The 14229-nt window shown below is 71.9% G+C and carries 13 protein-coding genes; 5 read left to right on the plus strand and 8 right to left on the minus strand.

Annotation, left to right across the window (positions count from 1 at the left end; genetic code table 11):
* Positions 1-2512: ABC transporter permease (locus GWI24_RS01705; RefSeq protein WP_210944095.1), on the plus strand; the 2512-nt coding region annotated here is incomplete at its 5' end.
* Positions 2513-2556: 44 nt separating this feature from the next.
* Here the strand turns inward: GWI24_RS01705 and GWI24_RS01710 are convergent.
* The 5 genes from GWI24_RS01710 to GWI24_RS01730 all read right to left on the minus strand — a co-directional run bounded on the left by GWI24_RS01710 (position 2557) and on the right by GWI24_RS01730 (position 6797).
* Positions 2557-3738, minus strand: a complete 1182-nt coding sequence (locus GWI24_RS01710; RefSeq protein WP_210944096.1) for a serine hydrolase — start codon at positions 3736-3738, stop codon at positions 2557-2559.
* Positions 3739-3834: 96 nt separating this feature from the next.
* The gene (locus tag GWI24_RS01715; protein WP_210944097.1) at positions 3835-4545 is read right to left on the minus strand and encodes a response regulator transcription factor; all 711 of its coding nucleotides are present in this window, start codon (positions 4543-4545) and stop codon (positions 3835-3837) included.
* Positions 4542-5687, minus strand: coding sequence for a sensor histidine kinase (locus GWI24_RS01720; protein WP_210944098.1), 1146 nt, complete (start codon positions 5685-5687; stop codon positions 4542-4544). The genes GWI24_RS01715 and GWI24_RS01720 overlap by 4 nt, the downstream gene beginning before the upstream one ends.
* 18 nt (positions 5688-5705) lie before the next feature.
* Positions 5706-6281 carry a TetR/AcrR family transcriptional regulator gene (locus tag GWI24_RS01725; protein WP_210944099.1) on the minus strand — a complete coding sequence of 192 codons (576 nt, stop codon included), beginning with the start codon at positions 6279-6281 and terminating at the stop codon, positions 5706-5708.
* A 42-nt stretch (positions 6282-6323) separates the two neighbouring features.
* A complete protein-coding gene (locus tag GWI24_RS01730) occupies positions 6324-6797 on the minus strand; it encodes a nuclear transport factor 2 family protein (RefSeq protein ID WP_210944100.1) in 474 nt (157 codons plus the stop codon).
* A 267-nt stretch (positions 6798-7064) separates the two neighbouring features.
* Between GWI24_RS01730 and GWI24_RS01735 the strand changes: the two genes are divergently transcribed.
* Both GWI24_RS01735 and GWI24_RS01740 read left to right on the plus strand, forming a co-directional pair.
* A complete protein-coding gene (locus GWI24_RS01735; RefSeq protein ID WP_247615738.1) occupies positions 7065-8396 on the plus strand; it encodes an FAD-binding oxidoreductase in 1332 nt (443 codons plus the stop codon).
* 149 nt (positions 8397-8545) lie between these two features.
* Complete coding sequence (locus GWI24_RS01740; protein WP_210944102.1) at positions 8546-9352, plus strand: alpha/beta fold hydrolase; 807 nt, start codon at positions 8546-8548, stop codon at positions 9350-9352.
* A gap of 130 nt (positions 9353-9482) precedes the next feature.
* Here GWI24_RS01740 and GWI24_RS01745 read toward each other — a convergent pair whose 3' ends face one another.
* Positions 9483-10829 (minus strand): MFS transporter, encoded by a 1347-nt coding sequence (locus GWI24_RS01745; RefSeq protein ID WP_210944103.1) that lies wholly within the window; start codon positions 10827-10829, stop codon positions 9483-9485.
* A gap of 240 nt (positions 10830-11069) precedes the next feature.
* Complete coding sequence (locus tag GWI24_RS01750; protein ID WP_210944104.1) at positions 11070-11861, minus strand: thioesterase family protein; 792 nt, start codon at positions 11859-11861, stop codon at positions 11070-11072.
* A 110-nt stretch (positions 11862-11971) separates the two neighbouring features.
* Here GWI24_RS01750 and GWI24_RS01755 point away from each other — a divergent pair, with 110 nt between their 5' ends.
* Positions 11972-12628 (plus strand): YceI family protein, encoded by a 657-nt coding sequence (locus GWI24_RS01755; protein WP_210944105.1) that lies wholly within the window; start codon positions 11972-11974, stop codon positions 12626-12628.
* Between the two features lie 86 nt (positions 12629-12714).
* Here the strand turns inward: GWI24_RS01755 and GWI24_RS01760 are convergent, their stop codons facing one another.
* Positions 12715-13089 (minus strand): helix-turn-helix domain-containing protein, encoded by a 375-nt coding sequence (locus GWI24_RS01760; RefSeq protein WP_044579634.1) that lies wholly within the window; start codon positions 13087-13089, stop codon positions 12715-12717.
* A 138-nt stretch (positions 13090-13227) separates the two neighbouring features.
* Between GWI24_RS01760 and GWI24_RS01765 the strand changes: the two genes are divergently transcribed.
* Positions 13228-14196 (plus strand): NADP-dependent oxidoreductase, encoded by a 969-nt coding sequence (locus GWI24_RS01765; protein WP_374103253.1) that lies wholly within the window; start codon positions 13228-13230, stop codon positions 14194-14196.
* Positions 14197-14229: the final 33 nt, after the last annotated feature.

Consider the following 14229-nt stretch of genomic DNA (forward strand, 5'->3'; position numbering starts at 1 on the left):
CAACGTCCTCGCGCACAAGGCCCGTCTGCTGATGACCATGCTCGCCGTCCTGCTCGGCGTGGCCTTCGTCGTGGGCACCCTCGTCTTCACCGACACCGTCGGCAACGCCTACAAGGAGCGCTTCCTCACCACCCTGCGCGATGTCTCGGTCCAGGCCACACCGCCCTACGACGAGAAGGCCGGCGAGCGAGGAACGGTGGAGGAGGACACACTGCGGCGCCTGCGACGGCTGCCCGGCGTGGCGTCCGTCACCGGCTCCGTCGAGGGGTTCGCCGCCGTGGCCGCGAAGGACGGCCACCCCCTCGGCGAGGACCATGTGACCGCGGGGGGCAACTACTTCCCCCAGGCCGACGGCAAGGACACCCGCCACCCGCTGACCGCCGGGCGCGCCCCCACCGGGCCCGACGAGGTGCTGCTGGACACCGCCACCGCCGACCAGGGCGGCTACCGGGTCGGCGACACCGTCCGGCTGGCCGTCGACGGACCGGTGCTGCACAAGAAGCTCGTCGGCATCGTCCGCACCGACGACACCCACGGCTCCGGCGGCACCCTGGCGCTCTTCGACGACGCCACCGCGCAGAAGCTGTTCCTGAAGCCCGGCCGGTACGACGGAATCACCCTCGAGGCCGACCGCGGCACCTCGGAGGCGAAGCTCGCGGCCGAAGCGCGCCATCTGCTGCCCGGGGACTCCGACATCAGCACCGGGGCGCAGTTGCGCGAGCGGCAGCGGACCGAGGCGGCCGAGGGGACGAAGGGGCTCAGCCAGGTGCTGCTCGTCTTCGCGGCCATCGCCCTGTTCGTCGGCATCTTCGTCATCGGCAACACCTTCACCATGCTCGTCACCCAGCGTTCGCGGGAGATGGCCCTGATGCGGGCCGTCGGCGCCGAGCGCCGCCAGGTGACCCGCTCCGTCCTCATAGAGGCCGGCCTGCTGGGGCTGTGCGCGGGCGCCGCGGGGTTCCTCCTCGGTATCGGCGTGGCTTTGGGCATCCGGCAACTGTTCGCGTCCACCGGATCCGGCCTCCCGGACGGGCCGTTGGCCGTCTCGCCCAGCACCGTACTGATCTCGTTCCTGGTGGGCGTCGTCGTCACCATGCTCGCCGCCTATGTGCCCGCCCGCCGCGCCGCCGCCGTGCCTCCCGTGGCCGCCATGTCCGCGATCCACATGCCCCCGCCGGCCCGGAGCCTCCGCAGGCGCAACGCGATCGGTGTGGCCCTGATCGCGATCGGTGTGCTCGGCGTGGTGTTCACGGCGTCCAGTGGCGAGCAGGGCAGGACCATCGTGCTCCTTCCGGCCGCCCTGCTGCTCATCGGCATCATCGTGGTGACACCGGCGCTCTCCGGCCCGGCCGTCGACCTGGCCGGACCCCTGCTGCGCCGCTTCGGAGTCCCGGGCACGCTGGCGCCACGCAACGCCCGGCGCAACCCCCGGCGCACCGCCTCCACGGCCTCGGCCCTGATGATCGGTCTGTCCCTGGTCACCGGCCTCACGGTGGTCGCGGTGTCCGCCACGACATCGCTGCGCGAGCGGGCCGAGAACTCCGTCACGGCCGACTTCGAGATCTCGTCGAAGAACAGCGGCCACCTGCCCGCGTCGGTCCACGACACCCTGGCGAAGTCCTCGGCCGTGACCTCCTCCAGCCCGCGGCGCCAGGGCGCCGTGCGGATCGGCGGAGACGAGGTGACCCTGACCGGTGTGAATCCCCGGACCATCGGCGACCTCCTCGACCCGAGCTTTGTCTCGGGTTCTCTCGCGGCCCTGGGCTCGGGTGGAGGCAAGAACCTGCTGATCGACACCTCCATCGCCGACATCTACGGATGGACCACGGGACAGCGGGTTCCGGTGGTCTACGACGACGGCAGCCGAGGCTCACTGGAGATCGGCGGCGTCTACCACGACGACGAATACCTTCCGTCCACCATGATGCCGCTGGCCACGCTGCAGCCCCATCTGAAGGAGACCGAGGACGCCTCGGTCCTGGTGCGCACCAAGGCCGGTGGCGGCGACGCGGCACGGCGTTCCCTCCAGCGCACCCTCGACCAGAACCCCGTCATTCAGGTGCGGAACACCGACGACCTGGCCGAGGCGGCCGGTGGCGAGGCCATCACACTGCTCCTCAACGTCCTCTACGGGCTGCTGGCCATGGCGGTGGTGATCGCGGTCCTGGGAGTCGTCAACACCCTCGCGATGTCGGTGTTCGAGCGCACCCGTGAGATCGGGATGCTGCGCGCGGTGGGGCTCCAGCCCGAACAGACGAAGCGGATGATCCGTCTGGAGTCCGTGCTCATCTCGCTGTTCGGGGCCCTTCTGGGCATCGGCGCGGGCATCTTCCTCGGCTGGGCCGCGGGCAAGCTCGCCTCCGACAGCATCCAGGGGTACGAGATGGTCATCCCCTGGGGGCGTATCGCCGTGGCCCTCGCGGGCGCCGCGCTCGTCGGAGTGGTCGCCGGACTCTGGCCCGCCCGCCGGGCGGCCCGGCTGAACATCCTCACGGCCCTCAAGGCGGACTGAGGCGCGCCGCGGGCGCGGGGCGACGCGCCGCCGTGAGGCGCCGCTCAGGGGGTGCCGTAGGCCGCCACCATGATGTTCCGCACCACCGTGTTCATCTCCTGGCCCTTGGCATCGGTGGAGTTGACGCTGTAGACGAGGGTGCGCGAGCCGTCGCGGGTGGAGACGATGCCGGTGTTGTAGCCCCAGCGGCCGCCCGACTTCCCCCACACCTCACGGCCGCCCAGCTTCTTCATCGAGAGGCCGACCGAGTAGGCGGCCGGGTCGCCGGTGGTGAAGTCCGCCACCTTCGGCAGCGTGAACATCTCCAGCAGCAGCGGGCCGCGCACCACCCGCCCCTGGAACAGGGCCTTGGTGAACCGCTCCAGGTCCGCCGTGGTCGAGATGAGGTCCCCGGCCGCCCAGCCGTCCGTCGGGCCCCACACCGACACATCGCGCAGCCCGGTCGTGCCGTCGTCCAGTCGCATCGTCTGGTAGCCGTGGTTGTGCTCCCCGGCGATGCGCGGATCCGCCCCCGGCAGGTAGGTGTCGCGCAGCCCCAGGGGCTTCAGGATCCGATGGGTCACCTGGTGTTCGTATGTGTCGCCCGTGATCCGCTCGATGACCAGAGCGGCGACGGTGTAGCCGATGTTCAGATAGTGCTGCTTCTCGCCGGGCGCGAACTCGCGCTTCTTCGCGGTCGCCGAGCGGACCATCTCCTCGGGGTCATGTATCCGGAAGCGGTCGGCGTACCGCTCCTCGACCGTGTCCCCGGGGAGATCGGCGGCCGGGATGCCGTGCGTGTGATTGAGCAGCTGCCGTACGGTGACCTTCCCGTACGACGCCGGGATCAGCTCCGGCAGATACGAGCGTGCGGTGCGGTCCAGGTCGAGTGTGCCCTCGGCGGCCAGTTGCAGGGCGACCGCGGCCGTGAAGACCTTGGTCACCGAACCGGCGCGGAAGCGGCCCGCCGGATCGGCCGGCCGGCCGGTCGTGAGGTCGTGCACGCCCGAACTGCCTCTCCAGACGCCCTCGGTGCCCCCGACCCGTACCAGCGCGGCCGTGGCATCGCTCGTCGGCAGATCCGCGATGGCGGCCTCCAGCTCGGGAATCCCGGACCGCTCGGAGGCCGCGGGGGACGAGGTGGCCGCGGGCGACGAGGTGGCCGCGAGGGCCGGCGGCACCGCCGGGCCCGCCACGACGCCCAGGACGAGCGCCGCGGCCAGCAGGGTGCGACTGGTGCTCTTCATGGTCAACTCCAGTGAAATGAGCCGTTGTTCTCGGTGGCTCCATCCTGGTGACCGGCGGCCCGGCGCGGATCGCCCGCGCGAGCGGTGTTGCCGGTGTCAGTTCCTCGCCGACGCGGGGGAGGAGCCGGGCCGGGACGCTCCCCCGGGCGGGGGATCCCCGGCCGTGATCAGGCCCGTCTCGTAGGCGCAGATCACCGCCTGGATCCGGTCCCGCAGCCCCAGCTTGGCGAGCACATTGCCGACATGCGTCTTGACCGTGTGATCGCTGACGACCAGCTCCGCGGCGATCTCGGCGTTCGACAGCCCCCGCGCGAGCAGCAGCAGCGTCTCCCGCTCCCGCCCGGTCAGCGCGTCCAGCCGGGGGTCGGGCCGCCGTGGCCGGGCGGTGGCCCGGGTGTACTGCTCCACCAGACGCCGGGCCACCGACGGCGCGAGCAGCGAGTCGCCCCGCGCCACCACCCGTACCGCGTGCACCAGATCGTCCCTGCGCACATCCTTCAGCAGGAAGCCGCTCGCGCCCGCGTGCAGCGCCTCGTAGACGTACTCGTCGGAGTCGAAGGTCGTCAGCATCACCGTCCGGCAGGCGCCGGACGCGGCGATCTCGCGGCATGCCTCGATACCGTCCACACCTGGCATCCGGATGTCCAGCAGGGCCACATCGGGCGTGTGCCGCCGCACCGCCTCGATAGCCTCGGCCCCGTCGCCCGCCTCCGCGACCACCTCGATGTCCGGCTGGGCGTCCAGGATCATGGCGAAGCCGCTGCGCACCAGCTCCTGGTCGTCGGCCACCACCACCCGAATCGTCAACGCGCCACCTCCGCCGCGGAGGGTACGGGGAGATGGACCCGTACCTCGAAGCCCCGGCCGTCCGGGCCCGGCCCGGTGACCGCCGTACCGCCGTGCGCCGCCGCCCGCTCGCGGACCCCGATCAGACCGTGGCCGCCATCGGAACCGGACCGCGGTCCGCGTCCGTCGTCCAGCACCCGGATGTCCACCGCGCCTTCGCCATAGGTGAGTTGGACGGAAACGGCACGGGCCGCCGCGTGCTTGACCACATTGGTCAGGGCCTCCTGGACGATCCGGAAGACATTCGCCCCGGTGGCCTCCGGCAGCGGCCGCACGGCCCCCGCCGATTCGTACGCCACATCGAGGCCACTCGCCCGTATCCGGTCGAGCAGGTCGGGCAGACCGGCCAGGCCCGGCTGCGGCTCGCGCGGGGCGCGGCCCGGCTCATCGCCGTCGCGCAGCACACCCAGCATCCGGCGCAGCTGGGTCATGGCGTCCCGGCCCGTGGCGGAGATGGCGTCGAAGGCGGCCTCGGCCCGCTCCGGGGCCGTCCGCACCGCCACCGGGCCGGCCTCCGCCTGCACGATCATCAGGCTCACCGCATGGGAGAGGATGTCGTGCATCTCCCGTGCGATCCGGGCCCGTTCGCGCGCGGCGACCCGCTCCGCCTCGATCCGGTGCTCCCGCTGCCGGGCATCGGTCAGGCGTCCGAAGACATAGGCCGCCGCGAACACGAAGAGGGAGAAGGTCAGCTCACGCGCCGTCCGGGTGTTCAGCCACACCGACACCGGCACGGCGACCGTCAGCAGACCCCCGGCGACCAGCCGCTTCCACGGCGGTGAAACGGCGGCGATCGTATAGATGATGACGAGCCCGGTGTACGGCAGCGGCTGTCCGGGCCCCTCCACCGCCAGCTTGTACAGTGCGCTGGTCGCGATGATCGCGGTCAGTACCGCGAGGGGAGCGCGCCGGCGCCAGACCAGGGGGACGACGGTGAGCGTGGTCAGCCCGTAGGCGGGCCAGGTCGCCGGCTCCTGATCGGGTGGCCGCGGCACCACGAACGGCATCGTCATGGCCGCCTGGACCAGGAGCGCGATCCCGATGTCCACGGCCTGGGGGTGGGCTGCTCCCAGCGCCCTGCCCCGCTCCCACCACCCCCGCATGAGACTGGATGGTAGCGGCTATGCCCTTGGTGGTGACGGCTGTGCCGCCTCCAGCAGGACGCGTGCGGCCGCTTTCGCCTGATGCGCGGGTTCCGCGCTGCCGGTGATCGCCGCGGTGGTGATGGCGCCTTCGGCCAGCAGGGCCAAGTGGTCGCCCAGCGAGGCCGGTTTGCCCGCGGCCGCCGTCAGCTCGGCGAGGTAGCGGAAGAATGCCTCCTTGTGCGCCCGGGCCGTCTCGGCGACGGCCGAGGAGGTGGCGCCGAGTTCCCCGAAGGAGTTACTGAAGGCGCAGCCGCGGTAGTCCGGCTCGCCGAACCACTCGTGGAGCCAGTCGAAGACCGCCAGGATGCTCTCCTCGGGGGTGGCCTGAGAATCGGCGTACGCGGCCAGCTTCCGGCGCCAGCGGACGTCGCGCCGCCGCAGATACGCCTGTATGAGCTCACCCTTGGACGGAAAGAGCTGGTAGAGCCGCTTGAGGGAGACGCCTGACGCGGAGCGGATCTCATCCATGCCCACCGCCTGGATGCCCCGTCCGTAGAACAGGGTCTCGGCCGCGTCGAGGATCCGGAGCTCCGCGGTCTCGGGACTGATCATGTCATCGCTCTCCTGGTGTCCGGCCGGTCAGAAGCCGAGGTCTCAGAGGCCGAGGTCGCTCAGCCCGGGGTGGTCGTCGGGGCGGCGCCCGAGCGGCCAGTGGTAAAGGCGTTCCGACTCCTTGATGGGGAGGTCGTTGATGCAGGCGTAGCGCAGACGCATCAGACCGTTGTCGTCGAATTCCCAGTTCTCGTTGCCGTAGGAGCGGAACCAGTTGCCGGAGTCGTCGTGGGATTCGTAGGCGAAGCGTACGGCGATGCGGTTGCCGTCGAAGGCCCACAGCTCCTTGATGAGCCGGTAGTCCAGCTCCCTCGCCCACTTGCGGGTGAGGAAGGCGACGATCTCCTCGCGCCCGGTGGCGAACTCCGCGCGGTTCCGCCAGCGCGAGTCGACGGTGTAGGCCAGGGCGACCTTCTCCGGGTCACGGGAGTTCCAGCCGTCCTCCGCCAGCCGGACCTTCTCGATGGCGGTCTCGCGGGTGAACGGGGGGAACGGAGGGCGAGCGGCGTCGGTCATGTCGACTCCTCGAGTCGTGGCGAGGGGAGTGGAGGGGAGGGGAGGGGAAGGGAGGGGAGAACGAGTATTCTCCCGTCGGGAACGACACTAGGAGAACGATGGTTCTCGCGCAAGTGCCGACCCGTCGCCGTTCCGGAGACAGGGGGTGGTGATCACGCTTTCCGATGGCGGTGGGTACCGTGCGAGCGGGAAGTACCGTGCTCGACGACAAGGCAGGGGGCCGGCGTGTTGATCGATGATCTGCGGCAGGAGCTGCCGGACGGCCGGATGGTCGAGGACCCCGGTGTCGCCGCCGGGTTCATCCACGACGAGGCGGAGTGGGCGCCGTACGGCACGCCCCGCGTGGTGGTGCGGCCACGTACGGCGGCGGAGGTGCGCTCCGTGGTGCGGGCCTGCGTACGGCACGGCGTTCCGCTGGTCACCCGGGGCGCCGGCACCGGTCTCTCCGGCGGTGCCAACGCCGTCGAGGGCTGTGTGGTGCTCTCCACCGAGGCGATGGACACCATCCACGAGATCGACCCCGTGGAGCGCCTCGCGGTCGTCGGACCCGGGGTGGTCAACGACGATCTGCGGGCCGCCTGCGCCGAGCGGGGGCTGTGGTACCCGCCGGACCCGGCGAGCGCGCCCTGGTCCACCATCGGCGGCAACGTGGCGACCAACGCGGGCGGGCTGTGCTGTGTGAAGTACGGCGTCACCCGCGACTATGTCCTCGGCCTGGAAGTCGTGACCGGCACCGGTGAGCTGGTGCGGCTGGGCCGCAGGACCGCCAAGGGCGTGGCCGGGTACGACCTGGCGGGGCTGATGGTGGGCTCCGAGGGCACCCTGGGAGTGATCACCGAGGTCACGGTGCGGCTGCGGCCGCGGCGCGAGGCGGAGCGCACGGTCGCCGGATACTTCTCCTCGGTCGTGGCGGCGGGACGCGCGGTGGCCGCGATCGGGGCTGCGGGGCTCACCCCGTCCGCGCTGGAGCTGATCGACCGGCACTGCCTGGCGGCGGTCGACAAGTGGAAGAACATGGGCCTGTCCGTCGACGCGGACGTGGTGCTCCTCGGACGTACGGACGCCCCGGGCCCGGCCGGAGAGCAGGAGGCCGAGCGCATGCTCGCCTGTTTCGAGGAGGCGGGGGCGACCTGGGCCGCGCAGTCCACGGACCAGGAGGAGGCCGACGCGCTGTTCGCGGCCAGGCGACTCGCCTACCCGGCCCTGGAACGGCTGGGCCCGGTGCTCACCGAGGACGTGTGCGTGCCCAAGGCGGCCGTACCGGAGATGCTGGCGCGCATCGAGCGCGCCGCCACCCGCCATGACACGCTCATCGCCAACATCGCCCACGCCGGTGACGGCAACCTCCATCCGCTGCTGATCACCCAGCCCGGCGACACCGCGGCCCGGGAGCGGGCCCAGGCCGCGTTCCACGAGATCATCGCGGACGCCATCGACCTCGGCGGCACGGTCACCGGCGAACACGGTGTGGGCCTGCTGAAGCGGGACGGTCTGGAGCGGGAGCTCACCCCGGCCGTTCTGGACATGCACCGCGCGGTCAAGGCGGCCCTCGACCCGCACGGCATCCTCAACCCGGGCAAGGTCATCGCCCGCGGCTGAGCGCGTGGCGGGGGAGTGGGATCACTCCAGTCCGCAGGCACCGCCGTGCGAACCCGACGTATGGCGCTCGATCGTCCTCGGGACGTCGCGGACCACGCGGACCGCGCACACCGACGACACCTGAAAACCCCGAGAGACGAGAGACACCCATGCCACACACCGACGTCCCCCAGCAGGTCAGCGGCCACGCCCGCGCACTGGACGGCACCCTCCTCGCCTACCAGCGCCAGGGCACCGGAGCGCCGCTGGTGCTCCTGGCGGGCCAGGCCAACAACCACCACTGGTGGGACGGCGTACGGGCGGACTTCCACGCCACGCACTCCACCCTCACCATGGACTGGCGCGGCACCGGGGAGAGCGGTAAGCCCGACCGCCCCTACGCGACACGGGACTTCGCCGACGATGTGATCGCCGTCCTCGACCATCTGGGCATCGAGTCCGCCGATCTGTACGGGACCTCCATGGGAGGGCGGGTCGCCCAGTGGGTCGCCGCCCGCCACCCGGACCGGATCCGGCGGCTCGTCCTCGGCTGCACCTCACCGGGCGGGCCACGGGCGACGGAGCGCGACATGGCGGTACGGCGCTCCCTGGCCCAGGCCGACGCGCGGGCGGCGAGGGAGGCGCTGATCGACCTCATGTACACCCCGGCCTGGCGGTCCGGGCACCCCGGGCCGTATACGACCCTCGGCGACCCCGCCATGCCCCCGCACGCCCGGCGGCGCCATCTGGTGGCGAGCAATGAACACGACGCCTGGGACGTCCTCCCGCTGATCGGCGCGCCCACGCTGATCCTGCACGGGGCGGACGACAGGCTCACCCCGGCGGCCAACGCGCCGCTGCTCGCCTCCCGTGTTCCCCGGGCGCGGACGCACATTTTCGAGGGCGCCCGGCACGGCTACTTCGAGGAGTGCCGCCCGGAAGCCGGGGCGATCGTGTCGTCGTTCCTCACCGACTGACCCGCCTTCGCTGTCAATCCCCTGCCACCGCTGGGCACCGGCTCTACTTCCTGTGGTGGCCCGCCCAGCGGGAGCTCGGCACCGACGGGCGGCGACCGTAAGGCCGCCGCCCGCGCTCGCGGGGCGTCGCTCAGGAGGCGGTGTCCGCCGTCTGGAGCGAGGCGGAGTGGGCATCGGCGGTGCGCTGGTCCTGGCGTATCGCCGTGGTGGTGCCGCGCGGTGCGATGCGGGCGCGCAGGGACACCACCGTCAGCAGGGCCAGGGCCGTGCCGACGAGCGGGACGGTGAACGCGGCGCTCGCGCCGAAGCCGTCCGCCACCTGTCCGCTCGCCGTCACCGCCGCGGCCTGCCCCAGCGCGACCGAGCCGGTCAGCCAGGTGAACGCCTCCGTCCGGGAAGCGGCCGGGACCAGCGCGTCCACCAGGGTGTACCCGGTGATCAGCGCCGGTGCGATGCACAGGCCCGCCAGCAGCCCCAGCCCGCCCAGCGGCAGTGGTGCGGACACCGCCCAGAGCGTCGAGCAGATCAGCGTCAGCGCGGCGTAGGCGGTCAGCAGCCGCCGCCGCGGGGAGGTGCGCCAGGTGATGGCGCCGCAGGCCACGCCCGCGAGCATGTTGCCCGCCGCGAAGACGCCGTACAGCACACCGTTCAGGCCCGGTTGACCCTGCTCCTGGGTGAGGGCGGTCAGGGCGACCTGCATCCCGCCGAACACCGAGCCGATGCCCAGGAAGGCCACGGCCAGGACTCGCACACCCGGCACGGACAGGGCCGAGGCGTGCCGCTCCCGCGCGTCGGCCCGCGCCGGGCGCGGCGGTGGCGCGGTACGGCGCCGGGCCGCGAAGAGCAGCCCGCCCACCAGTGTCAGCGCGGCCTCCGCGATCAGTCCGGAGGCCGGGTGCACGGCGGTGCTCAAGGCGGTGGCGAGGACGGGGCCGATGACGAACGTGAGCTCGTCCGTCACGGACTCGAACGCGGCCGCGGTCGCCAGCAGCGGATGGCGTCCCGGGCGCGGCCCGGATCCGCCCGGCGCGCCGTCCCCGAGGGCGGCGGCCCAGCGGGCCCGCACCATGGGCCCGACCTGTGGGACGGAGGCGCCCGTGGGCACCGCGGCGGCGATCAGCGCCCACAGCGGCGCGTGGGCCAGTGCGAGCGCCGTCAGCAGTGCCGCGGCCGCCGCGTGGAGCAGCACACCCGGCACCAGGACCGCGCGCTGCCCGTGGCGGTCGGCCAGCTTGCCGCTCTGGGGCGCGAACAGCGCCATGGAGACGCCGGTGACCGCCGCGACCGCACCGGCGACACCGTACGACCCGGTGGTGTGGCGCAGCAGGAGCACGATGCTGATCGTCAGCATCGCGAACGGCTGCCGGGCGGCGAACCCGGGCAGCAGGAAGGTCCACGCGCCCGGGGTGCGCAGCAGTTGCCGGTAGCCGACGCGCTGTACGGGGGGAGGGGTGTCGCTGGAGACCGCGGATGCCACGGCCGACGCCTTTCCGCCGCCTGGTAGCGCACCCGGGCCGGCATGGCGGAGTGCGCCGAGAGCTGTCCTCTCGCGCTGGACCGGGGTAGATACCGGGTCCGCGCCGATCAGGGGGCTTGAAGGACCGCGGCCGCCGAGCGGTCGCGCCAGCTCTGCGTCAGGCAGAGTGGTTCGTTGCTTGCGGGCTCATCGTACAGGGGGAGCCGCCACCTCGCCGGTGGCGGCCGGTCCCGTGCGCGGTCAGGTGCCGGGCAGAGGCCGGACGGTGAGGATCTGCTGGGCGTGGCCGACCGGACCGCGCAGGTCGTGCAGCACGGTGCTGGTGATGCCCTGGCCGGTGCTGCCGAAGGTGACCGTGGTGTCCAGTCCGGTCCAGCGGCCCTCGGGCTGCCGGTGGAGGTGGATGGTCAGGTCGACGTTCGGGAACATCCAGGCGGTGGGCGACTGCCGTACGGCGATGCCGTTGGCGGTGTCCACGAGCGCGATGTACGAGGCCAGCGGGGTGCTGGTCTGCCCGGCCACCAGGTCGAGCGGGGTGGAGACCCAGAGGGTCGCGCGGCCCGGCTCGCGCGGCGCGAGCGGACGGGAGTCCAGGGAGGCGATGTACCCGCCGGGCCACAGCGAGGCCATCGCCCAGGGGTCGAGCTGCTCGGGAGGGGTGAGCCGGTCCCCGGCGCCACCGGCCACGGCCGCGGTGTCCACGGCGGCGAGGAGCCAGGCGCGGGCCCGGACCACGGGGCGGTCCGCGATGAGCACCACGGCCTCGAGGAGTTCGATGGTGCGGCCGGGCCGGATGCTCTCCACCCGGATCTCGCACTCGTCGAGGGCGAGGCGTCCGAGGATGTCGAAGCTGATCCGGCTGAGCAGCAGCCCGGTGTGCGGACGGGTGGCGAGGTGGCGGTCGATGGCGTGGACGATGAGCCCGCCGAGCGGGCTGAAGTGCTGTTCGTCGGTGCTCCAGGCGCCACTGACGTGGGCGGTGGGCTTGTAGCGGTACTCGTCGATCGGCTCGTAGTAACTGTCGGTCGTCAAGGGGGACTTCTCCTCGGGGGGAACATCGCAGACACTTCCTCAAGATCCTTGAGTATCTCCTCTTGATCAAGGGTTGCGTCATCCCCTAAGTTGAAATAACAACGGGTGGCATGAACCTGTTCAGCCGCAGTACCGCGCGCCGCGCGATCACCAGCGCCGCACCGGCGGCCCCCACTACTCGGGCGACATCCGGCACCGTCGCTCTGCCGGATCCCGGCCTCGCGGCTCTCACCGGAGAGTGGATCGTCGATCCGGCGCACAGCCGGATCGGTTTCTCCGTCCGGCACGCCATGGTGAGCACGGTGCGTGGCGCCTTCACGGAGTTCGAGAGCCGACTCTACTTCGACGGCCGCGACCCGCGCCGTTCCCGTGCCGAGGTCCTGCTGTCCACGGCCAGTGTCCAGACCGGCGTCGAGCAGCGCGACGACCACTTGATGGGCCGGGATTTCCTGGACGCCAGAACCTTCCCGCACATCCGGTTCATCAGCACCGCCGTGGAGGTCGCGGGCCCGGACGTCTACCGCATGGCCGGGGACCTCACGATCAGAGACGCCACCCGCCCCGTCGTCCTGGAGCTCACCTACATCGGACATGTCACGGATCCCTTCGGCTACCAGCGGGCGGGCTTCGACGGCACGACCACCATCAACCGCTCCGAATGGGGGCTGACCTACAACGCCAGGCTGGCCGAGGGCGGCGCCCTGGTGAGTGAGAAGGTCCGCCTCCAGTTCGACATCGCCGCCATCCGCACCGCCCCCACCGCCTGACAGGGCCCGGACCAGGGCGCCCTCTCGTTCTGCGAGGAGGGTGCTGAGGGGGGGCCGGGCGGCGACCGGCAGGGGAACCGGCGCCGTCACATCGGCTTCGCGGCCGTGGTGGTGAGATCCAGATTGTCCTCCACCCACAGACGCAGATTCCTGAGCGGAACGGACGCGCTGTGGCCCAGGGAGGAGAGCTCGTACTCCACATGGAGCGGAACGGCCGGGTAGACGGTCCGCTCCACCAGCCCGGCGTCTTCGAGGCGCCGCAGTGTCTGGGTGAGCACCTTGGGGCTGACCCCCTGAAGTCGGCGCTGCAGCGCACCGAATCGGAGGGGGCCGTCCTCCAGGGCGCCGATGGCCAGCGCCGACCATTTGTTCGCCAGCAGATCCAGCATGGCGCGGCACGGGCACTGGGCCTCGTACACATCATGGTGGGCGTGCTGGCCCGTGTGGCATCGCGTACTCATGGAGGAAACCTTCCGGGTTGCTTCGTACTACCCAAAAGGTAGCAGTGTCCCTTGCGGGTAACCAGGTCCCTGAAGTTAGCGTGCGAGCGCGTTCGGAGAGCGGGCGTGAACGATACGGATGAGCTCAGGAGGCACAACGTGTCCAGGTCCATGATGCGTGCGGTGGTACAGGACGCGCCCGGCGGCCCGGAGGTGCTGCGCGTCGCGGAGGTCGCGCGGCCGGAACCGCTGCCCACCGAGGTGCTGGTGCGGGTGCACGCCGCCGGCATCAACCCGGTCGACTGGAAGACCCGTCAGGGCGGCGGTATGGCGGGCGTGCTCGGCGAGCCGCCGTTCACCCTGGGCTGGGATGTCTCCGGTGTGGTCGAGGAAGTCGGGTTCGGGGTGACCACGCTGGCCCCCGGCGACGAGGTGTACGGGATGCCGTGGTTCCCCCGTCAGGCCGGCGGCTACGCGGAGTTCGTGACGGCCCCCGCCCGTCAGTTCGCCCGTAAGCCCGCCACGTTGAGCCATGAGGCGGCGGCCGCCGTGCCGCTGGCGGCGCTGACGGCATGGCAGATCCTGGTGGACACCGCCAAGTTGGAGGCGGGTCAGCGGGTTCTGGTGCACGCCGCCGCCGGTGGCGTCGGCCACTTCGCCGTCCAGTTCGCACGGCACCTGGGGGCGACGGTCGTGGGGACCGCCCGGGAGAGCCGCCACGAATGGCTCGGCCGGCTCGGGGCGGCGGAACTGATCGACTACACCAAGCAGCCCTTCGAGGGCACGGTCGAGGACGTCGATGTGGTGATCGACCTGCTGGGAGAGGAGCACGACGCCACCAGCACCCGTTCCCTGGAGGTGCTCAAGAAGGGGGGACTGCTGGTCGCCGTCCCCAGTGGCGTCAGCCCCGAGCTGCGGGAGGCCGCGGACGCCCGCGGCGTGCGCACCAGCCCCTTCCTCGTCGAGCCGGACGGCGCCGCCCTTACCATCATCGCCGGACTGATCGACCAGGGCGCGGTCGAGGTCGAGGTCGAGGACGTCTTCCCGCTGGAGGAGGCCGCCCGCGCCCACCGCCAGGGGGAGGACGGCCACACCCGCGGCAAGCTGGTGCTCCGTACCGGCGCCTGACCGCTCCCCGGCCGACGGCCGACGCCACTTCGC

The organism is Streptomyces sp. MK37H, from assembly GCF_018035285.1.
Classification (GTDB): domain Bacteria; phylum Actinomycetota; class Actinomycetes; order Streptomycetales; family Streptomycetaceae; genus Streptomyces; species Streptomyces endocoffeicus.